The sequence below is a fragment of the Pseudomonas sp. AK-TSAG1-1 genome, from assembly GCF_056821665.1.
Genome location: NZ_CM165965.1, coordinates 4,047,755 through 4,065,273, shown reverse-complemented (window position 1 = coordinate 4,065,273; position 17,519 = coordinate 4,047,755). Strand labels below are relative to the sequence as shown.

At 56.9% G+C, this 17,519-nt stretch carries 26 protein-coding genes, 1 tRNA gene and 1 pseudogene; 8 read left to right on the top strand and 20 right to left on the bottom strand.

The genetic code is table 11. The features are described 5' to 3' along the window. Positions 1-3 precede the first annotated feature (3 nt). The 3 genes from ihfA (at position 4) to AC1UK9_RS18165 (ending at position 808) form a co-directional block, all read left to right on the top strand. On the top strand, positions 4-306 hold the full coding sequence (ihfA, locus tag AC1UK9_RS18175; RefSeq protein ID WP_002553164.1) for an integration host factor subunit alpha: 303 nt from the start codon (positions 4-6) through the stop codon (positions 304-306). Next, complete coding sequence (locus tag AC1UK9_RS18170) at positions 287-643, top strand: MerR family transcriptional regulator (protein ID WP_003179985.1); 357 nt, start codon at positions 287-289, stop codon at positions 641-643. Before ihfA ends, AC1UK9_RS18170 begins: the two co-directional genes overlap by 20 nt. 88 nt (positions 644-731) lie before the next feature. Continuing rightward, positions 732-808 (top strand) — tRNA-Pro (locus tag AC1UK9_RS18165). 89 nt (positions 809-897) lie between these two features. Here the strand turns inward: AC1UK9_RS18165 and AC1UK9_RS18160 are convergent. The 5 genes from AC1UK9_RS18160 to AC1UK9_RS18140 are packed head-to-tail and all read right to left on the bottom strand — an operon-like array spanning position 898 to position 4,585. Further along, a complete protein-coding gene (locus AC1UK9_RS18160; protein WP_482580496.1) occupies positions 898-2,010 on the bottom strand; it encodes a tyrosine-type recombinase/integrase in 1,113 nt (370 codons plus the stop codon). Continuing rightward, positions 2,010-2,222, bottom strand: a complete 213-nt coding sequence (locus tag AC1UK9_RS18155; protein WP_083368497.1) for a hypothetical protein — start codon at positions 2,220-2,222, stop codon at positions 2,010-2,012. The genes AC1UK9_RS18160 and AC1UK9_RS18155 overlap by 1 nt, the downstream gene beginning before the upstream one ends. Before the next feature lie 44 nt (positions 2,223-2,266). Beyond that, the gene (locus tag AC1UK9_RS18150) at positions 2,267-2,761 is read right to left on the bottom strand and encodes a hypothetical protein (protein ID WP_482578220.1); all 495 of its coding nucleotides are present in this window, start codon (positions 2,759-2,761) and stop codon (positions 2,267-2,269) included. Further along, positions 2,749-3,675: an adenine nucleotide alpha hydrolase family protein gene (locus tag AC1UK9_RS18145; protein WP_482578219.1), complete on the bottom strand. Its 927-nt coding sequence runs from the start codon at positions 3,673-3,675 to the stop codon at positions 2,749-2,751. The genes AC1UK9_RS18150 and AC1UK9_RS18145 overlap by 13 nt, the downstream gene beginning before the upstream one ends. Before the next feature lie 49 nt (positions 3,676-3,724). Next, complete coding sequence (locus AC1UK9_RS18140) at positions 3,725-4,585, bottom strand: hypothetical protein (RefSeq protein ID WP_482580495.1); 861 nt, start codon at positions 4,583-4,585, stop codon at positions 3,725-3,727. 134 nt (positions 4,586-4,719) lie between these two features. Here AC1UK9_RS18140 and AC1UK9_RS18135 point away from each other — a divergent pair, with 134 nt between their 5' ends. Further along, positions 4,720-5,049, top strand: coding sequence for a hypothetical protein (locus AC1UK9_RS18135; protein WP_482578218.1), 330 nt, complete (start codon positions 4,720-4,722; stop codon positions 5,047-5,049). A 143-nt stretch (positions 5,050-5,192) separates the two neighbouring features. Then, on the top strand, positions 5,193-5,387 hold the full coding sequence (locus tag AC1UK9_RS18130) for a hypothetical protein (protein ID WP_482578217.1): 195 nt from the start codon (positions 5,193-5,195) through the stop codon (positions 5,385-5,387). Positions 5,388-5,440: 53 nt separating this feature from the next. On the opposite strand, the gene AC1UK9_RS18125 is transcribed toward AC1UK9_RS18130, so the two are convergent. Continuing rightward, positions 5,441-6,040: a hypothetical protein gene (locus AC1UK9_RS18125; protein ID WP_482578216.1), complete on the bottom strand. Its 600-nt coding sequence runs from the start codon at positions 6,038-6,040 to the stop codon at positions 5,441-5,443. Between the two features lie 43 nt (positions 6,041-6,083). Further along, complete coding sequence (locus tag AC1UK9_RS18120) at positions 6,084-7,889, bottom strand: DNA cytosine methyltransferase (protein WP_482578215.1); 1,806 nt, start codon at positions 7,887-7,889, stop codon at positions 6,084-6,086. Positions 7,890-7,968: 79 nt separating this feature from the next. On the opposite strand from AC1UK9_RS18120, the gene AC1UK9_RS18115 reads away from it, so the two are divergent. Next, entirely contained in the window at positions 7,969-8,154 is a 186-nt protein-coding gene (locus AC1UK9_RS18115; protein WP_482578214.1) for a hypothetical protein, read from the top strand. Between the two features lie 75 nt (positions 8,155-8,229). Next, complete coding sequence (locus AC1UK9_RS18110; RefSeq protein WP_482578213.1) at positions 8,230-8,424, top strand: hypothetical protein; 195 nt, start codon at positions 8,230-8,232, stop codon at positions 8,422-8,424. 41 nt (positions 8,425-8,465) lie between these two features. Here the strand turns inward: AC1UK9_RS18110 and AC1UK9_RS18105 are convergent. Next, positions 8,466-8,774: pseudogene (locus AC1UK9_RS18105) on the bottom strand (hypothetical protein); the annotation flags it as partial. Positions 8,775-8,984: 210 nt separating this feature from the next. Between AC1UK9_RS18105 and AC1UK9_RS18100 the strand changes: the two are divergent. After that, positions 8,985-9,203, top strand: a complete 219-nt coding sequence (locus AC1UK9_RS18100) for a hypothetical protein (RefSeq protein WP_482578212.1) — start codon at positions 8,985-8,987, stop codon at positions 9,201-9,203. Here the strand turns inward: AC1UK9_RS18100 and AC1UK9_RS18095 are convergent. From AC1UK9_RS18095 to AC1UK9_RS18040, 12 genes are all read right to left on the bottom strand, one after another. Continuing rightward, a complete protein-coding gene (locus tag AC1UK9_RS18095; RefSeq protein WP_482578211.1) occupies positions 9,181-9,549 on the bottom strand; it encodes a hypothetical protein in 369 nt (122 codons plus the stop codon). The two genes, AC1UK9_RS18100 and AC1UK9_RS18095, sit on opposite strands and share 23 nt — an antisense overlap. An 81-nt stretch (positions 9,550-9,630) precedes the next feature. After that, positions 9,631-10,152 (bottom strand): hypothetical protein, encoded by a 522-nt coding sequence (locus AC1UK9_RS18090; RefSeq protein ID WP_482578210.1) that lies wholly within the window; start codon positions 10,150-10,152, stop codon positions 9,631-9,633. A gap of 7 nt (positions 10,153-10,159) precedes the next feature. After that, the gene (locus AC1UK9_RS18085) at positions 10,160-10,723 is read right to left on the bottom strand and encodes a siphovirus Gp157 family protein (RefSeq protein WP_482578209.1); all 564 of its coding nucleotides are present in this window, start codon (positions 10,721-10,723) and stop codon (positions 10,160-10,162) included. Continuing rightward, positions 10,720-11,457, bottom strand: a complete 738-nt coding sequence (locus tag AC1UK9_RS18080) for a hypothetical protein (protein WP_123588046.1) — start codon at positions 11,455-11,457, stop codon at positions 10,720-10,722. The genes AC1UK9_RS18085 and AC1UK9_RS18080 overlap by 4 nt, the downstream gene beginning before the upstream one ends. Before the next feature lie 156 nt (positions 11,458-11,613). Then, positions 11,614-11,985, bottom strand: coding sequence for a hypothetical protein (locus AC1UK9_RS18075; protein WP_232324042.1), 372 nt, complete (start codon positions 11,983-11,985; stop codon positions 11,614-11,616). Beyond that, positions 11,982-12,176: a hypothetical protein gene (locus AC1UK9_RS18070; protein ID WP_482578208.1), complete on the bottom strand. Its 195-nt coding sequence runs from the start codon at positions 12,174-12,176 to the stop codon at positions 11,982-11,984. The genes AC1UK9_RS18075 and AC1UK9_RS18070 overlap by 4 nt, the downstream gene beginning before the upstream one ends. After that, complete coding sequence (locus tag AC1UK9_RS18065; RefSeq protein WP_482578207.1) at positions 12,173-12,364, bottom strand: hypothetical protein; 192 nt, start codon at positions 12,362-12,364, stop codon at positions 12,173-12,175. The genes AC1UK9_RS18070 and AC1UK9_RS18065 overlap by 4 nt, the downstream gene beginning before the upstream one ends. Further along, positions 12,361-12,765 (bottom strand): hypothetical protein, encoded by a 405-nt coding sequence (locus AC1UK9_RS18060; protein WP_482578206.1) that lies wholly within the window; start codon positions 12,763-12,765, stop codon positions 12,361-12,363. The genes AC1UK9_RS18065 and AC1UK9_RS18060 overlap by 4 nt, the downstream gene beginning before the upstream one ends. An 879-nt stretch (positions 12,766-13,644) precedes the next feature. Then, positions 13,645-14,787 carry a hypothetical protein gene (locus AC1UK9_RS18055; protein WP_482578205.1) on the bottom strand — a complete coding sequence of 381 codons (1,143 nt, stop codon included), beginning with the start codon at positions 14,785-14,787 and terminating at the stop codon, positions 13,645-13,647. Positions 14,788-15,339: 552 nt separating this feature from the next. After that, a complete protein-coding gene (locus AC1UK9_RS18050; protein ID WP_025110118.1) occupies positions 15,340-15,609 on the bottom strand; it encodes a hypothetical protein in 270 nt (89 codons plus the stop codon). 245 nt (positions 15,610-15,854) lie between these two features. Next, entirely contained in the window at positions 15,855-16,274 is a 420-nt protein-coding gene (locus tag AC1UK9_RS18045) for a low affinity iron permease family protein (RefSeq protein ID WP_482578204.1), read from the bottom strand. A gap of 478 nt (positions 16,275-16,752) precedes the next feature. Then, complete coding sequence (locus AC1UK9_RS18040; protein WP_482578203.1) at positions 16,753-17,484, bottom strand: XRE family transcriptional regulator; 732 nt, start codon at positions 17,482-17,484, stop codon at positions 16,753-16,755. Positions 17,485-17,519 lie beyond the last annotated feature (35 nt).

Below are 17,519 nucleotides of genomic sequence, written 5' to 3'. Positions count from 1 at the left end.
CGTATGGGGGCTTTGACGAAAGCTGAGATGGCGGAACGTCTGTATGAAGAGCTGGGCCTGAACAAGCGGGAAGCCAAGGAATTGGTTGAACTGTTTTTCGAGGAAATCAGGCACGCTCTTGAGGACAACGAGCAGGTCAAATTGTCGGGTTTCGGCAATTTCGACCTTCGGGACAAACGCCAGCGGCCTGGCCGCAACCCGAAAACGGGGGAAGAAATCCCGATCACGGCTCGCCGTGTGGTCACCTTTCGTCCAGGGCAGAAGTTGAAGGCCCGAGTTGAGGCTTATGCTGGAACCAAGTCATAACGACGAACTACCCGTCATCCCGGGCAAACGCTACTTCACCATTGGTGAAGTCAGCGAGCTGTGTGCGGTAAAACCACACGTGCTGCGCTACTGGGAGCAGGAGTTTCCTCAACTCAACCCCGTCAAACGCCGCGGAAACCGCCGGTATTATCAGCGCCAGGACGTGCTGATGATCCGGCAGATCCGCGCGCTCCTTTACGATCAGGGGTTCACCATCGGCGGCGCGCGCCTGCGTTTGTCCGGCGATGAAGCCAAAGACGACACCACCCAATACAAGCAAATGATCCGCCAGATGATTGCCGAGCTTGAAGATGTACTGGTGGTGCTCAAGAAATAAAAAGCGGCTTTTAAATACTTCCAGTTTTCAAAAGCTTGCGATATATTCTTGAGCGCTCTTCGAGACGAAGGGCAGATTTCAAACCAGTCGGGGCGTAGCGCAGTCCGGTAGCGCACTAGCATGGGGTGCTAGGGGTCGAGTGTTCGAATCACTCCGTCCCGACCATTATTCCTGAGTAAAATCAGATACTTAAGCCGATCATCTAGATCGGCTTTTTTGTGCCTGCGCAAAACCCGCGCAAAACTTGCGCAAAACTACCCCGTGATTTCGCTGATATTGAGGTCTGGAATCGCCTCCGACCAGACGATCTCGGCGTGGTCCTTCTGGTAGTTCTTGGTCATGGTTTCGCTGGCGTGGCCGGCGATCTTCTGACCGTCCTTTCCGGCTCTCTGGTATAGGTGCAGCGACAGCGCCCGCACTTCATGGAAGCCTGGCATTTCCTCTTCCTTCCATCCCTTGTAACAACCCGCAGCTTCCCGGGCCTCCTTGAAGGCTCGCGTCAAATATCGCTCTTCGACCTGAGTCCAGTGATCTTTCGTCTGCGCCTGCTTCTGCTTTTTGCGGTCCGGCCGCCGATGGATCAGGTAAGGTGAGACGATGTCATCCCGGCACCGGCTGATCACCGCTTGGAGTTCCTCGGTGACTTTGAACCGGATCCACGCTGCGTCACTGGCCTTGGCCGTCTTCTGCTGCACCACATACAAAAAACCTTCCCGAACACCATCGAATCGCATATTCAAGATGTCCGTCCGGCGCTGAGCGGTGATCAGCGCGAGGTCGATTGCATTCTGCAACCAGAACGGCGACTTCTTCCGGATGGCTTTCAGGCCTTCGACGGTGTGCCGTTTGCGCTGCTTCTTCTCAATTCGGTTGATGGTGCTGGCCGCAGGGTTGTCTGGGCAAAGGCCTTTGGCCGCAGCGTGGTTGAAGATGTCGATCAGCAGGGCGCGGCACTGGTTGGCAGTGCGCGGCGTGAGGGCGTCCAGCATCTCGGCGATCATGCGGATCGTGATTTGGTCGACTGCTTTGCCTTCGAACTGTTTCCGGAAGCGCCGGAAATGCACGGCGTAAAGGCCCAAGGTCCCTTTTGCCAGTTCCCGTGGTGGCAGCACGTAGCGCTCGTATGTGTCCAGGAAATCGGCGAACGATTCCGACGTGCTGCCCATCACAGCGCCGACGAGGTCAGCGCCGCGCATGAACTCCAGATTCAACTGCTTCGCGGCATCGATCGCTTTGATTCGGTCGGCGCCGAACTGGAACCACTTACCGTCGGTAGGCCGGCGGTAGCGATAGGTCGAGCGCCGCGAATCGAAGTACAGGTTCTGCGGGAGGCTCTTGTTCGCCTTGTTGCGCGGCCGTGGGACCATCATGCAGCTCCTTTCAATACCATCGCGACCAGATCGTTGCCGTCTGACCTGCTGAACGCCGTCCAATCAACGTACCAGAGTTTCCCGATCTGCTCGCCGGGTACCTGGCCGTTGCGGATGTAGTTGCGGATCGCTTGGGGGCAGGGTGGTGTTCCGTTTTCACCCCAGCGCCGGCGCTGGAATTCACTGATCTTGATCAGCTCTTTTTTCATTGGGATGCTCCATGCCGCGCGTGGCGGCAGAAGGTGGTGATGGGTTATGCGCCGGCCTTGGCCAAAACTGCGTCGGCGATCTTCATGGCCGCTTGGGCGTCATTCACGTAGGCAGGATCGAAGCCGCCGGCCAGGTGGATCGTTGCCTGACAGGCGCGCAGGTTCTCGCGGTTTAGTTTCAGCGCGCCGACCAGCTCTTCGTGCAGTCCGCGCTCCTCGCGGCCGATATCGAAGAATCGCTGCGCCCAGTGATCGGCAGGCGGTGGGGAGCCGTTCTGTGCGCCGACGGCCAAGGACCCAACGATCACGTCACACAGATCGCGCTTGTAGGCGTTGTCGCCGTCGATGCTCAGGCCGCGTCGACGCAGGGTTGAAACGACCTCGTTCAGGTCGAGCTCTTTGTCCTGCAGCACGATGTCGAGTTCTGGTTTTTCCGGGGTGTAGATTGTCAGGCAGAGTTTGGCGCCGGTCGGCAAGCTGGCGCTGATCTTCTCCAGCGCATCGCTCGCTGTTTCATGAAAGCGGTTCAGTGCGGACATACGAATACCTCGCCCGCCGTACACCGGCAGGCTGTTGAGTAGGGGGAGGGGTTAGTCGCCGCAGAAGCAGTCGATGTCTTCGGAATAGCCAAACGCATCCATCTGGCCCTTGTAGTTCTCGGCATACCAAGCCAGGTGGGCGTCTTCGGGCGGTCCATTCGGAATACCTGGTTGAAGCGTTCTTCAGCGCCAGACCAGAAGATCACCCGATCCGGCTCAGCCTGGATTGCCTTGAACAACTTGTCCTCACCTTTCTTCCAACACAGGTCGCAATTGCCTAGGTCCGAGTCCATGCCCAGGTCAAAGTCCTGCCCCTGCCAGAAAGCGGCGACGTCTTCCTTCGTGATGCCTGCAGTATAGGATGGGCAAACGTTGTCCCATCGTGTGCCACCCTTTGCATTGGCGGCCATCATGCGGTGGTACCGGCCGGGCTCATCCTTTCGGATGCCGATCACGCAATCCCACTCGTCGTAGCCCAATGAGCGCATGTGCTTCTCGCCGACCTTGATCTTCAGGTAGGCGGTGCACATGTTGTTGGAGAAATTCGGCAGCACCGGCGACAGGTTCTTTTCGGCCTTCCGGTACGCGGCGTAATACTCGAGCATCATGGTGAACGGCTCGCCGTTGCGGCTGGCTGTTTCGAAGTCAACCAGCTTGTACCAAGGCGCGTCATCGGGCTGGCCGTAGACGCGGCACCACTCCATCCAAACGATTTTCACGTTCCAGCGCTTGGCGATCTGATCGATGAAAACCAGCGTTTCCTCGCGCTCCTTGCCGGTGTTCTGGAAGAACAGGTGAACGTCCGGCGGGAGGGTGCCGCCGTGTGCTTCGAGGATCTTGTAGACCATGTGACCGCTGGTGCGACCACCGCTGATGCCGATCTGGGCCGGGCCAGTTATTCGGTAGGGATTCATCGCCACGGCCCCTTGTAGATTAGGTAGGCCATGTATAGCGGGGCGAAGATCATGACTCAACCCTCCGAAAAGAAACGCACCAGACCCAAGGGTTGGCGTGATAGTCGCCGCCCGTGCTTTCCCAAATGTGCCGGAAATGCTCCTGCGGCGTGGCGTTGTAGATGTAACCCGGAATTGATCCGTGCCCACCGGCGCAACCCTCTGCTTTGCATTGTTGATCGGTGATTGCGTGCAACCGCTCGACGCGCACGTCGGTGATCTCAAGCAGGATGCGGCACGCCCAGCGTGGCATGTGGATGCTCGGCCGCGATCGTCTCGGGTAATCCCAGTGGGCCACTGAACCGTTGTATTCAGGGTCTTCGCTACCTGCGTACAGCACTGGCGCCCGGTCAGCGGCATATCGCGAAAGAACCACGGTGTCGCTGCGGTCCTCGTCCGCTTCTGTCGTCTCGCGCACCCACAGCCGATCGCCTTGCCGTCCGTACGGGCAGCCACCGTACATGGCCAGCTCCGCCGCGCATTTTTCCTCAGACGCACCGAATGCAGCGAAACCCCAACGTGGATGGTCTTGAACTACGGCGATCCACTGATGTTCAGGGAAATCGGATGTGCTGCGGCTCGGGATCTGATTCCCTTTGATGGGGCGGCGCGTGACCGTCTTTTGCCCGGACAGGATTGCGCGAACCATCGCTCCGTTGAAAAGGATGGGTCGCTCTTTGTGGAAAGGCTCCGGCGCCGCCCGCGGCTTGGGCATTTTCGCCTGACACTGTTTGCAGCTTACAAAGTCCCGGTTGTGGGTGCCGTCCCACTGCTTTTCGGTTTCTTCATTCAGTCCGCATGCGGAGAGCGCCCAGCGCTCATTATCCTGAGTGCATCCTGAGTCGACGATCAGGTGGTTTTTTCTAGGCATGACTTCGTCCTTGCCGCTATAGCGGCTGACTTTGAGGGGAGGGAGTAAAGCAATGAACTGAGATACTGAAATGTTATTTCGTGAACGCGAGGCGCTTGCGGCATACTCCATTTTTATTTTTTGGATTAACTTAAATGAGCCAGCGTGGCAAAAAATTTTGGGATTGGACCGACTCCGACCTGCATTGCCGCCAACACGAAGAAAGACTAAAAAATGGCTTGCTCATCGACATTCATGTTCGACTCTCCCGGAAAAGCGAAACGCAGCTGTTTGTAGGCGTCTACGGAGAACAAGGCTCGATGCTTTTCGAGGATGCATATCTGTCTCGTCCCGGAGAGACGATGACTCAGGCCATGCAGTGGGGGATTGAGCAAGCGAGAGAATTTGCTGAGAGAATTGAAAATACTACTCCGTTTTCGGGGGCGGAATCACTCCCTCGTCAGGGATCGCGTCAAGCTAAATAGACTATTTGTGTTTTACGCCTATAAAGCTGCCTGATCGATTCGTATAGGCGAAAGAATAACTGAATCATTCCCATTTTCAGCAATCAACCACTCGAGGGTATTCGCACTTCGTCTCGTAGTGCTTACTACTCGAGGATAAAACTATGAAAGCTGTTGACGACTTCAGACTTGAATCTTACAAATTGCTGCTTGAGTTGGATGCAGCTACTACCGGAATGATGATGCTTGTCACAGCCCGCAAAACTTCAGGGGATGAGTGGGAAATAGCCACTGAAAGGCACCACGAGGCGTATCTTGCGTGGAACTCATTTCTAAATGTCTCCGAGAAAAAATCTTAAAGCCCTCCCGGCCGCGATTCCCTTGGGAGCGGCTCGCGCTCAAAAAGTCTCGGTCATGTCGTTCGTTCCTGCTGGTAAATGTCCCAAGCCGCCTTGTCGCCTTGGGCCACGTACCAGGTCAGATCGCCGCTGTCCTCCTGGTCGTAGACCGACCCACCGAACTGGCAGCCCGGAAATTTGAACGTGCCGGACATGACAACCCACGGATAGCCTATTTTGAAGTTGTCGAAAGTGAGGTCCGGACGTTCGGCCAGCACCTTCGCCTTGAAGGCTTCGCCCTTGGCATTCGCATCGGCGATCAGCTTGTCGCGCGATTCTTTGCAGTCCTGATCGCAGTAAGCGTGCCGGCCGTTGTAGATGATCGTGAGCGGGTTGCCGTCATCGTCTTCCTCGTCCTCGTACAGCGGGTTCTCGCAGTTGTTGCAGTGCAGCCACCAGCCATTGGCGTGGTATGCCCTGGCCGGGATGAACCGCTGACCGGCAAACTCGTCAGCCCAAGGTGCGCGCCGGCAGAATTCAACCTCTTCGAAGGTCAGGTTCAGCTCGTTACCGCCCTCGCGACGCGCCGTGGCGCTGTTGGTTGCGAAGGTAATGACATGTTCACCTTCGGAGCCTTCACCGACGTGATAGGCCTTCATCTTTTCTGTGGGCATGGGGCGTCCTATGCCGGGGCATGCCCGGGCGGTGGAGGGTGGGTTATGCTGCGAGGCGCTGATAAAGCTCGATGATGTCTGCGGCGTTGGCGGCGACCAGATCCTCGGCTTCATCCGGACAGACGCTGTTGCCGATCAGCCGCACCTGGTCGACCTTCTTGATTTCTCGCCACTCTTCCTCACCGGTTAACGGATCGATGAATAGCCCGCGATCAATGATGTAGTCCTTTTCGAAGCCCTGAGCAGCTTTCAGCTCAGGCGGCTGCAGCATGCGCAGCGTGATATCGATCAGTACGTAGCCGCCGACCATCACCATTTCACCCGGATCTTTGAAGTGCTCCGGCAGGTATTTGTGCATGAAGGCAGCGCAGCGCCGGGCGCCTTCCATCTGCTCAGGAGTTAGCGTGTCGGGCACCTGAACCGTCTCGACAACCGCCACGCGATCTTTCGTCGGTAGCGTGTGCATCGGCTCATGAAGCGAAATGCCATCCTTCTCGTTGCCGTAGTACTTCACCAGGTAAGCGCTCACCAGCCGCTGGTTGGCGCCGGACTGGCAGATGGTCGATATCGGATCGTAAGCCGATCGGCCATCGCCTTTGTAGAAGCCGCCATTCGCTTGCTCGAAAAACGCAGTGACGATGCCGTGACGCGCGGCGCCGGCCAGAACTGTCTGAGTTGGATCGTCAGGCGAGCTGCCCGCTGCGTTCTGCCCGAACGCGGTCATGTGCGCAGCCGCCATCGCGAAGTGTCCGCCTTTGACCTGGGCAACCTGCGTGCGCAGCGGCTCCTGCACGTCGAAGTTGCGCTGTGCTGATCCGTTGGCGCACTCGGTGAGGAAGGGGGATGCAACCGGCTGAACCAGTGCGTGATGGGTGCCGCCCGCACTGATTGTGGAAAGCGCTTCGTCGGTACCGTGCGTGCAGGTGTGCGCCGATGAGGTGCCCCGCATAGGGACAATGAAAGGCTTCGCGCTGGTCAACACGTGCCGCCAGCAGCCCTTGGCGACTCGGCGCATGGTGTTCTCAGCCATCGGTTTGTCGCGGAAGATCGTGCGACCGAGGTTGCTCCAGTCGATGCACTCTGCCGCCGAGCGCCACGGCAGTTGTTTCGCCGCTGGCCGCTTGTGGCGCTTTGGCGCTGGCCAGACAATTGGCTTCCCGTCCCGGCGCGCCACCAGATAAAGGCGCTTGCGGATGGTCGGGGTTCCGGCATTCGCCGCGATCCGCTCCCGCCACTCAGCGTTGTAGCCAAGACCTCGCACCAAAGCCTCCACCGGCACGAACTCTCCGATCGCCTCGATGATCTCCCGCATGTCCGGATGATCAGCGGGCAATCCGGTGCTGATCGCGGCAATGAACGCCTTGAAGGTGCGACCCCGTTCAGACTTGATCGGCTGTCCGTCATCGTCGATCGGACCCCAGTCGCAGAATTCTTCAACGTTTTCGAGGAAGAGCAGGCGCGACTTCGTGACGTACAGCCAGCGGATCACCACCCAAGCCAGCCCGCGAACACCACGATCACGCGGCGCGCCGCCCTTTGCCTTGCTGTGATGGCGGCAGTCTGGCGATGCCCAGATGATCGCGACTGGCTGACCGCCAGTGGCCTCGCGAGGCTCCACCTCAAAAACGTCCGCGACGTAGTGCGCTGTCGTGGGGTGGTTGGCGCGGTGCACAGCCAGGGCGATTGGATTGTGGTTTACCGCCACGTCCGGCTCCCGGTATGCCCGGGCGATGCCGGTGCTGGCGCCACCGCCGCCAGCGAACAGGTCAATCACCAGTTCCTTTTCGAACGGCAGGCCCATGCTCGGCTGACAATGGATGAACTGAGGCAATTTCTGTTGTGCGGACATAGGGGATCCTCGCCGGCTGGCGTTATTTAGTTTTCTAGGCTATTTGTCTTAGTGGGTTTCAGTCTGGCAGGAGGCCGAAATGAGACTGCAAAGTGATATCGACGCACTTGCGGCTATCGAGGAAGACGCTCGAATGATGCTCAAGTGGATTGGTCTTCCAGACGATCAGCAGAAACTGGACATCGTTATCTGCTTACGGCAGATAGTTGACTTGGCGACTTATACAGAGACGATCGGCGATTATTCAGAGTCGCTCTTGCTGTAGAGCGTGGCTGGCGTGATTCGTAGAAGTGGGGAATTTGTGTTCGGCCCGGCATCGGGCCGGATCAAGGAGAGCGATATGGCGTATTGGGAATCCTACGAATATCCAGAACATGCACCGAAAGTGAAAATATCTTTCGGGCCACAGCGTGTCGGGCCACCAACCATTGCCTGGATCGGCCGGTTGGATGTAGCCGTTGAGCCGCCGATGGTAGGATCGAAGAAGAGCATTCAGGTCCGTGGGATAACGAAGAGCATGCTCGGCTACACATGAATGCTCATGCCGATGCTTTCATCGCACGGAAAAAGCTCTGATCAATCCCGCTCTATCCGAAGGGCTTCACGCTGATAGGCCAGCTGCAATTTCCGCGACACGTTTTCGGGTATTACGTATTCGTGTCGCGGCGGGGGCTCAAGCAGTGGAAGCGCGCCGCCCGGTCCGAGCCGGTGCAGGTGGTGAATCATCAGCGTGATCGCCTCACCCGGTTCCTCGATGCCGCTCCAAGCCATAAGCTCAGCAAGGGCTTGGCGCGTAGCGGGCAGGGTGTGGAACCGAACCTCTACTTCGCCGCGACTCTTCCTCTTCGCCGCGGCCTTCTCTGACCGTTCCGCGTTGCTCTCGGCCGTGGCCTACTTCTTCAATTCCGCTGGCAGACAAGTCCAGCCAGGCCTGTCGGCGGCGCTGGTGCGCCCGGTGATGGTTCGTCTCGCGCTGCTACCATCACCTGGCACCGGGCGTCACCCTCGGTGACCGGTGGTGGCATAGTTTCATGGCACGATCGTGTCAATTCGGTTATGTTTTCCGTTCGGCATGAGGCCGAAGGGAGTGCGAAAATGGCGACTGATCGTGAAATTGCATTGGAACAGGCGCTTGTGGCGGCGTTTGCTGCAGCCGATAAACTTGGTATTGACCACGAAACATTGCACCAAGAGTCCCGAGAGATTATTCAGCGTCACAGCAAGTTCGTGGAGCTGGATCACCCTCATGTCGCCGATGCTCGGAAAGAGCTGATAGGTGCCTGGGATCAGTTCAAAGCAATAGCGGGCAAATAATCTCGTCCTCTGGCTCACCTGGTGAGTCGTGCAGGATTCGCAAGCTTTCATTGCGAAACTCCTGCGACACCTTTTCAACAATAATAAAAGGTGTCGTGACACTCCTGAGCATCACCGCCGCCGTTTCAAAATCCGCGGCGATCACGTTGCGCAACAGGTTCTGATAAACCTCCTGCTGATTGTTGAACCCGTGTTCTTTCATCAAGCGCTTCAGGTCAGGCTTGAACACGCCGGCCACTTCAACCGTAAACTTCTCGACGCCCAATGCAGCATCTTTCGCTGCCGCCTTCTCGCGCTTTTTCTTCTGCTTGATCGATTCCTTCGTCGGCTCCTGTACTTCGGCCATGGCCTACCTCTTCAATTCCGCTGGCCGGCAAGTCCAGCCAGGTCTGTCGGCGGCGCGTGGCCGCCCGGTTGATGGTTCTTCTCATCGAAATGCAGGTTTCAGCTTTGGGAAATCGATCTCGTTGTCCCGGATGATCCGGTTGAGCATGTTGTAGCTGATAGCCAGAGCTTTGCAGCATTGGCTCCGGTTCATGCCGCCGGCGATGTAGTCTTTGATCCGCGCGACCAATCGCGCTTCCAGATCGGGCGGCGCCTTGTTCGGCGCCGTGCCGGTCTTCTGCCGAACCTGGAACTTGATGGCGTGCTTGGACGCGATTGCTTTCAGCGTGGCTAGCGCAGTTCCTTCCCGCTCGCAGATCTCGTTCCTGGTCAGCGTCTTTGCCATTTCTCGGATTCGCGCAACGCGAGCGGTTGTCTCATCCTTCACTTTCGGTCGATGGAAACTTGGCGGATGCTTCCCCTCGGAGGTGCTGGTGAACTTGATCGGCGCCGGTTCTGGCACGTCGATCTTTCCGCCAGCGCCTAGGTACTGGGCAATTTGAGCGGAAAGGTCGTTTGCGTCCTGACGCCGCCGCACGACGTCGTTGAGATGATTGCTGATCATGTTGGCCTCACTTGATCCGGATCGAGCTTTCGCCGCGCTCAAGGTGAGCCCAGACCGGTTCCGGTAGCAGTTCATGTTCCGCGTCTTCGCCGGCTTCGATGCGCTTGCGCACCGCGTCGTTGTGATCACGGATTTCCTTGAGCTTCGACGCAATCGACTTTTTGTCAGGGGCGAACACAGTCTTCGTTTCGATGAAGTCATCAGGAATCTCATCTTCCTTGTCGACGATCACCTTTTCGGGCGCCAGGGCCAGTGTGATTGTGAACAGCGGTCGCTTGATTGACTTGATCGCCGCGGCTTCCATGTTCCGGCGCAGGTAATCACTGATCTGGGAAATGCTGTTTTTCTTCACGCGTTTCAGTTCGTTGAGGCGCTCGACCTCTTTGTCGATAGCGTCGATATCGCTCTCGATGTTCCGGCGCAGCATGACAATGTTGTCGGCCTTCACTTCGAACTCGCCTTGAATCTCATCCATGGCGTGCTGCAGGGCCTCTTTCAGGCCCTCATCATCGGTGTCGGCCATTCCCTGAAGTTCGGCGAGCTTGCCGGTCAGTGCGTAAAGTTGAGTCATGCTGCGTTCTCCCGCTCAGTGGCTTCGGTGATGCGCTTCCACTCCAGTGAAATGCGCTCGGCACCTCTGGTGTCCTTTCGAATGGTCAGCTTGCGTACGGCGACGTCGTGGATCTTCTTCAGTTCCTGGGCGGACTGGGCGCCAGCCATGGTGTCGATGACCGATTTGATGTAATCCAGCCGTTCCTGCTTCTGACGATCTTCTTCCGCTACCCGATCTTCTGCCTTGTTCAGTGCCACCTCATCCCGAACTGTTTCGACATATGCGGCGTCATCGAACAGTCCCATGTGGATGTCCGCGGCGAACCCGAGCGGCTGGAGGCATTTACCGATGGCATCTGTGAGCGACTTCTTTGCCGCCTCCCAGTCGGTGATGATCTTGCCTTGCTGCAGGAGGACAAACGGCGTGTGCCCGTAGTGCGTCACCGTGCATTTCTGTCCGCCTTCGCCCTGGTACCAAAGCTCAATTCTCACGGTGTGGACTTTCGCGTTGATCAGTGGCGCGGTCGGCCATTCCTTGGTCGGGGCTTGCAGCGGGCCACCTTCGTCGAATCGTTCTTCAAGGATGGTCCAGCCCCAACCTTCACCGCATGGGCCGAACACTTCGGTGGCTTTGCGCATCAGGTAGGTCGGCTTGATGGCCGTACCCTTGAAGCCGCCCATACCGGTAAAGTTCTTTGTCGCACTCGGATCGGTCGTATTGACCTGATCCCAGATCCGCGTATTCGTGGACATGAGGAATCCTTGCCGCGCGGTGCGCAGCGTTTGAATGCTTGGTTTATTGAGTGACGCGGTCGGCGAGGGCGCTGAGCAGCATCAGGAAGGTGAAAACGCCGAGGGAAGAGAGCGCGCCGCGCCAGATGATCAGGCGACGCGCCCATTGGCGGCCGGTCACGACCACGGCCTCAGTTGCTGTAGCACCAGCTCATGAAGCGCTTTTCCGTCTCGGCTGATGCGCTGCCCGCGAAGCTGCCACTTTTTCGTGCTTGGCCAGCAGTCGATCATGCGACCGTCCGGAAGCGTCAACACGACGTGATAGCCATTGTTGTGTCTCTTGTGGGCGAGGCCGGTACGAGCCAGCCAGACGTCAAAGCGCTGCATGGCCTCAGCCTTCATTCGCTTTTTATGTCCCTCGGCGTTCGGCTCGCTGCCTTCGCCGCCGCAATTCCGGCAAGCCCGTGGATATCCGACATCCTCGCCAATGAGCTGGCAGCAGCTCATGCAGTGGCTTCCGTCAGCCACGCTGTCTTCATAAAAGCTCACGACCTAACCCTCGCGGCGATGCGGCCGCCTTTCATGGTCACAGACAGGCGCTGCGGGAGACTCGCGACCAGGTCCTCGCGCTTGCGACCGATGACCTCGTTAAAGGGAAGGCCGAAGCCGAGCAGGGCGATCTTGTGTTCGATGTCCTCGAGCTGCTCGTCGATGAGCGATTTGTCCGGTGCCGTACTCATGCGTCCTCCTTGCGCCGCTGACAGTTGTCACGCAGGCGTTTGCAGTAGTGGTTGAACTCGTCGATGGTGATCGCGCCGTCAGTGAAGAGGCGGGTGATCAGGCCCTGCACTAGCAGGCTGATGCCTTCTTCGCCGGCGGGCGCTGACACACCATCAAGGGCTTGGTCGATCAGGATGTGAGGGCTCAAAACCCGCACTCCTGCTCTACGCGATCGCTTTCACGCTTGGCATCTCGGTATTCGTTGGCGTGCACCGCGACCAGGTCGTTGGCGAGGGACCGAACGATCTGCGGATCACCGCCGACGGCTTCAATGGCCCACTTGTGCAGTACACCGCCATCCCCGCGACAGATCAGTTCGATCAAAATCTTCTCGATGTACCGATCGGGATCCGGATTCGCAGCCATATGATCCGCCAACGCTTCCGGTAAGTGGTCAGCGTTGACCAAGACCTTGCTGCGACCTACCGGATTTGGAGCCTCGACGTGGCGTCGATAAAGCAAATCGTCGACTGACTCGGTCAGCCATTCCTGACCTGCCTCCGTGTCGAGAAAGTCGTCTTCCGGGATGTGCTTGCGCAAAGCTGACATGGGCGCCTCCAGAGTGGCGGGGTGTTGATCCAACAAAACTCGGATGCACTCGTTCGCTCCGCTGGTTGCCGTTGGGCGCGGAGGGGAGTGCATTCGGGTGGTGTTGGAGGGTGTAGGGAGGGATAACGGTGTAGCGGTTTAGTGGGGCCGGCGGTGGAGTCTTAGTCCGAGCCGCCGGCAACGAGCATGGTTACTCTACGATGCAAATCCAGCGATGATTTTGCCGGTATGGCGCGCGGGTGAAGTGAACATCTGAAACCAGATTCATTCCGCGCTCTTGGAGCGCTTCGGTCAGTTGTACGAGTGTCTCTGCTTGGATAGTCATTGCTGTCACCTCGTCAGATTTTCTGCGTTCATAATTCTTGACCGGGCGGGCAACTGGCTAATTCAATTTTTCTACCTGATTGATATGCAAAGCACCCAGACCCGCTACTGGCGTCGATCTGGGTTTGCAGCATCAAATTGTCGACGTGCGTGGGGTGGCCTACCGCATTCGGCCGATGCGCGGTAACATCGACGGCCTACTGTCCGCTGCCTGTATGAGTGATGGGCGTAGGCCTTCAGGCTTGCCGCGCCGCTCGAGGTAGAGCAGCTCATCTATTTCATGATGGTCATCCTCCAATGCGCGCCGTTGGCATCTTGGCGGACGCTCGCCGTTCTCAGTTGGTGCTGCATGCAGGTGGGCGGTTATAGGCCGCAGCTTCGTCCGCATCGGGGTTTGATCTGTCCGGGGCTCAACCGGCATTGAGCGGATGGGGCAGCCCTGAAGGCTACCTGTTGGCACATCCGCCGCCCGAGGCTTGGCCTCAGATCACACCCCGATGCGCTCTCAAAGAGAGGATCGGGCAGTTAACGACAGGCTGTCGTGGCGCTGGTTGGTCAGTCGTAGATGCCGTAGCTGAACTCGTCCTCATCGCAATCGACGATGATTTTGGATTTACCGAAGTAGAGTGCAGCGACCATCTTTTCGAATGGAGAGCGGAATTTCAGGGTTTGGCTGATCTTCTCGTTGTCGATTTTGGCGGCGTATACCGATCCGACTTCATGACCCTTTTCGTTTCGGTCCTTCCCATAACGGTCGAAACTGATATGGATCGCGTTGCCGAGCATGTATTCACTGTGCTCGGAGCGTCGGGAGTAGGTCGAAGCCCCGTGACCCTTCGGTTCCTTGTCGAAGTAGATGTGCATGCCGCCGTAGTCGGATGGCTGGAAACGAATGTCCGGAGCTTCCCAGTGCTCTTCGGCTGCCGACTCTTTGTGGTCTTCGACGAAGGCTTCCAGCAACTCCTGCAGGCTGATCACTTCCGGCATCGCATCTTTGTTCAGCACCTCGTCGATCTGTTTCTGCGACAGGCGCACCATGTCGGCTTCGACGCCGCTGTTTTCCCACTTTTCCTTCAAAGCAGCAGCGATCATTGCGTTGTAGCGAGTCAGCTCAAAGATTTCGGTCAAATTAGCTGGAAGCGCGGCCTTGATTGCTTCTTCGACCTGCTTACCCATGTCGCCATAACGGCCGAAGCAGTTGTCGACCACGTTCGTGAACATCTGCTTGACGTGCTCGTCGATGATTTCGACTGGCTTGTCGCTGTTTGCAAAAGCAGTGACGCGCTCGGCGAGCAGCGCTTGAAGTGTTTGTTCGCTCATTTGATGCTCCGTGCTTGATCGGTTGATTTCCCGTCTGGCCCTGTCGCCAAGGCCAGCCAGTGAAATCTGTTTTCCATTCCATGCGCGGCGCCGCGGTTTCCCCACCTGGCCTGCGTCACACATTTCGTGTTCGGTGTTCTTCGCCGGCTGGCTTGCATGGTTTGGCGTCCTCCCATATGGGAAGTCCGGCAGGTTCCAGAGCCTGCATGGGGATCGAAGTTTGTGTTTCGCGCTGTGCCCGTTTCCGGGGATCGATCCGCGAAGATTCCTGACTGTTAAAGAGCGGCGGGTCTCTTTAGGCCCTTCGCAGTGGCTGTGTGTCGCTGCGATGAGCCAAATATAGGTAATCCCATATTTTGTGTCAATGGGCATTCCCATAAATTTGATTCTCCCGTATTTCTGGTCGCAAAAATCCCGCGCTTGGCGGGCTCGTTAGATTTAACCGGTCGAGCATCGGTGCTTTCTCCTGCGGATAGGATTTGGGTCGCAGATCCGATCAGGGACTGGCAGAAATAAGAACCCGATCACAGGGTCTGTCTTTTCTGCGCGCTTTGTTTTACATGTGCGTCAGCTGTTGGAATGCTGAGCACGCACCCCTGTGCTCAACGGTTAAGAACTACAAAAAGGCACCGGTCATGTACTTGGACAAAAAGAATAAGGCGCTCGCCGCATGGCTACAGCTCGCGAGAGAGCCTGAAACTCAGATGTCGGTTGAAGAACAGTACGACAATCTGCTGAAGATGGCTGACGCAATGGAAGTGCGAGGGCTCATAACAGGTGCTGAATGGAGGCAGCTCGTCCGCTACGCTGGGGCGATATTAGATCGAGAGAGTGGGGAGTCTGAGGGCGGGATTGGGAGAGCAGGTACTCAGGGTGACGTTATTAATCTTCGGGCCTTAGGTTGCGAAGGCCCGAAGATTGGCGCTTTTTTTAGATCCGATGGATCTGAGTAATGTGCGGCTTGCCATTGATAGGAGCGTAGATTTCAACGATCGCCTGCCAGCTACTTGGCGAGCCTGGCAGCGTCGCTTTCGACTTGTAGCGGTAGTTTGTGCCGTTGACTACTTGGCTCGAAACCTCTTCGGGGGTGTAGTTCACACCTACAAAACCCGCCAAAGCTTCTTTGAAGACCTCCTGGTCCTTAGGGGTCAGTTTGTGATAGGGAGTCCATCCACCTACAAGATGTTCTTGAGCAGTCATGAATTAAATCTCCATATTTAAATTCCTACTCGTTTGGCTTTTCGGAGTTCGCCCCGTTTATTCAATGGTTTCCGGAATCCATTTCGTAATTCGTCATCCGAACGTCCCTCGTTACTGCAGAATTGGGCGTTTGGAAAACACCTACTATCCTACTGCCGGCGGGGAGAGTGTAGGTCAGGCGCCGAGGGGGTCAAGCGAACTCACAAAAGGAATTGCGGCGACCCCCTTGCGCTCTCGAGCCACGATCAAGGGGTTATGGTTGGAGGTGAGGTGTCTCCGGTGGCGTCCTGAAGAGGAAGCGGCTGTACGCACATCGTCTCGCTCTCCCCAATCGTCGTGTATTCTTTCCTCAGATCTCTTAGCTCCTTATTTCCCATTGCCTCAAGGTTCAGCGCCGCGTTCTGGGCTTCCTTGTTGGCGCGGATAAGCTCGTCAATTTTAAGATGAAGGATGTCATTGTCACGGTTTTGGGTGTTTTGGATCAGAAAGACCATCAGGAACGTGATGATCGTTGTTGAGGTGTTGATGATCAGTTGCCAGGTGTCGTTGTAGTGGAACATCGGGCCGGTGCTGGCCCAAATCATTATCAATACCACCGCAGCAAGGAAGGTTCGTGGGCTTCCCGACCAGTTGCACAGCGTTTGGCAGAGTTTTGAAAATTTCATGGCGGCAAGTCCTTGTTGTTTGTAACAAATAGACACATTTGCCGAGCTTTAATTCTCGATCAAAAGCAGCTTTGACCGATGATGAAGAAATCTTCATTTTACGATGTGCAAAGAGCTCCATTCGTCATTGCCGCTCAGGGGCAGTCAGCTTTTAAGGATGGGAGGAAAGAACTGAGCATAGGCGAGTGAGAGGCTCGAGGGCGGAAGGCAGTCGGGCAGAAACAGGAAGCCCGGCTATGGGCCGGGTGCTCTTTGTCGGAGAAGAAGCTTCCGCCCAGTACAAGCTGTAGTCCAAAAGCCTTTTCTCACAGCTCACCGTCGAGAAAACCCTTAACCTGGTAGTAAAGGTCAGACCTGTACTGATTGAAAAGAAAGCGCTGCTCGATATCTCGCAACGTACCGAGATGTACGCCACCAGGAAGAAGTCCTCTGGCGTCTAGTGCAGGAATAGACATCCGTTTCCCTCAAAATTCATCCATCAGCGCGAGTACATCGCCCACCAAAACACATGCCCCAAGATCGATATCTGCTGTTCCTGGATCTGCTGGAACGTGTAGTCCTCGTCCGGATGTTCGTCGCGGTTGAAGCTGCGCAGGCGTAGCCCTATTGGGATGCGGTAGACCTGCTTCACACGAAGCTGTCCATTGTGATTGATAGCGTACATTTCGCCGTCGACTATATCGCTCAGTGAATTCTTGCCGACGTTCACGCCAACCGTGGCGCCGTCGCGCAGCACGGGCATCATGCTGTTGCCGCCGACCTTAACGCACTTCGCGTTGCTGAACTGAACGCCGTTATTACGCAAATCTTTCTTGTTGAAGCGCAGACGTGAGTTGGCGTTTTCCTCGATGGCAAATCTGCCCGATCCGGCCGCCAGCTCGACTTCATGTAGGAAGGGGACGTAGACCTCATCGTCATCGAGCGGGGTTTCGTCGTCCCAGGTCTCGATGGTTCCCAATTTTATGCTGGGCTGGATTCGCTCAGGATGCTGTTCAGTCGCGCCCTTTACCATGTCGCCGACGCCTTCTGCGAGCCACATAGGGGATACGCCGCAAACTGAGGCGATCTGAGCTGCGAAGGCAGTCGCTTTCGATTTACCCCTCTCCAAATCTGAGATTGAGGTCTGCGTGAGGCCGGCGCGCTCTGCGAGCTCAGTCTGATTGAGCTTGGCGTGGCGGCGGGCTGCTTTGAGTCGGTCTTTGAATTCCATTCGCGAAGTATTACGGGCGCTCCCATACCCTTGCA

Bases quoted from the DNA above. Each gene is read 5' to 3' on its own strand.
- AC1UK9_RS18125 (WP_482578216.1), bottom strand. From the start codon at position 6,040: ATGCCCACAGAAAAGATGAAGGCCTATCACGTCGGTGAAGGCTCCGAA.
- AC1UK9_RS18085 (WP_482578209.1), bottom strand. From the start codon at position 10,723: ATGACTCAACTTTACGCACTGACCGGCAAGCTCGCCGAACTTCAGGGA.
- AC1UK9_RS18130 (WP_482578217.1), top strand. From the start codon at position 5,193: ATGAAAGCTGTTGACGACTTCAGACTTGAATCTTACAAATTGCTGCTT.
- AC1UK9_RS18120 (WP_482578215.1), bottom strand. From the start codon at position 7,889: ATGTCCGCACAACAGAAATTGCCTCAGTTCATCCATTGTCAGCCGAGC.
- AC1UK9_RS18045 (WP_482578204.1), bottom strand. From the start codon at position 16,274: ATGAAATTTTCAAAACTCTGCCAAACGCTGTGCAACTGGTCGGGAAGC.
- AC1UK9_RS18100 (WP_482578212.1), top strand. From the start codon at position 8,985: ATGGCGACTGATCGTGAAATTGCATTGGAACAGGCGCTTGTGGCGGCG.
- AC1UK9_RS18160 (WP_482580496.1), bottom strand. From the start codon at position 2,010: ATGGTCCCACGGCCGCGCAACAAGGCGAACAAGAGCCTCCCGCAGAAC.
- AC1UK9_RS18050 (WP_025110118.1), bottom strand. From the start codon at position 15,609: ATGACTGCTCAAGAACATCTTGTAGGTGGATGGACTCCCTATCACAAA.
- AC1UK9_RS18070 (WP_482578208.1), bottom strand. From the start codon at position 12,176: ATGAGTACGGCACCGGACAAATCGCTCATCGACGAGCAGCTCGAGGAC.
- AC1UK9_RS18155 (WP_083368497.1), bottom strand. From the start codon at position 2,222: ATGAAAAAAGAGCTGATCAAGATCAGTGAATTCCAGCGCCGGCGCTGG.
- AC1UK9_RS18135 (WP_482578218.1), top strand. From the start codon at position 4,720: ATGAGCCAGCGTGGCAAAAAATTTTGGGATTGGACCGACTCCGACCTG.
- AC1UK9_RS18115 (WP_482578214.1), top strand. From the start codon at position 7,969: ATGAGACTGCAAAGTGATATCGACGCACTTGCGGCTATCGAGGAAGAC.
- AC1UK9_RS18145 (WP_482578219.1), bottom strand. From the start codon at position 3,675: ATGAATCCCTACCGAATAACTGGCCCGGCCCAGATCGGCATCAGCGGT.
- AC1UK9_RS18040 (WP_482578203.1), bottom strand. From the start codon at position 17,484: ATGGAATTCAAAGACCGACTCAAAGCAGCCCGCCGCCACGCCAAGCTC.
- AC1UK9_RS18140 (WP_482580495.1), bottom strand. From the start codon at position 4,585: ATGCCTAGAAAAAACCACCTGATCGTCGACTCAGGATGCACTCAGGAT.
- AC1UK9_RS18095 (WP_482578211.1), bottom strand. From the start codon at position 9,549: ATGGCCGAAGTACAGGAGCCGACGAAGGAATCGATCAAGCAGAAGAAA.
- AC1UK9_RS18080 (WP_123588046.1), bottom strand. From the start codon at position 11,457: ATGTCCACGAATACGCGGATCTGGGATCAGGTCAATACGACCGATCCG.
- AC1UK9_RS18110 (WP_482578213.1), top strand. From the start codon at position 8,230: ATGGCGTATTGGGAATCCTACGAATATCCAGAACATGCACCGAAAGTG.
- AC1UK9_RS18170 (WP_003179985.1), top strand. From the start codon at position 287: ATGCTGGAACCAAGTCATAACGACGAACTACCCGTCATCCCGGGCAAA.
- AC1UK9_RS18055 (WP_482578205.1), bottom strand. From the start codon at position 14,787: ATGGGAATGCCCATTGACACAAAATATGGGATTACCTATATTTGGCTC.
- AC1UK9_RS18150 (WP_482578220.1), bottom strand. From the start codon at position 2,761: ATGTCCGCACTGAACCGCTTTCATGAAACAGCGAGCGATGCGCTGGAG.
- AC1UK9_RS18090 (WP_482578210.1), bottom strand. From the start codon at position 10,152: ATGATCAGCAATCATCTCAACGACGTCGTGCGGCGGCGTCAGGACGCA.
- AC1UK9_RS18060 (WP_482578206.1), bottom strand. From the start codon at position 12,765: ATGTCAGCTTTGCGCAAGCACATCCCGGAAGACGACTTTCTCGACACG.
- ihfA (WP_002553164.1), top strand. From the start codon at position 4: ATGGGGGCTTTGACGAAAGCTGAGATGGCGGAACGTCTGTATGAAGAG.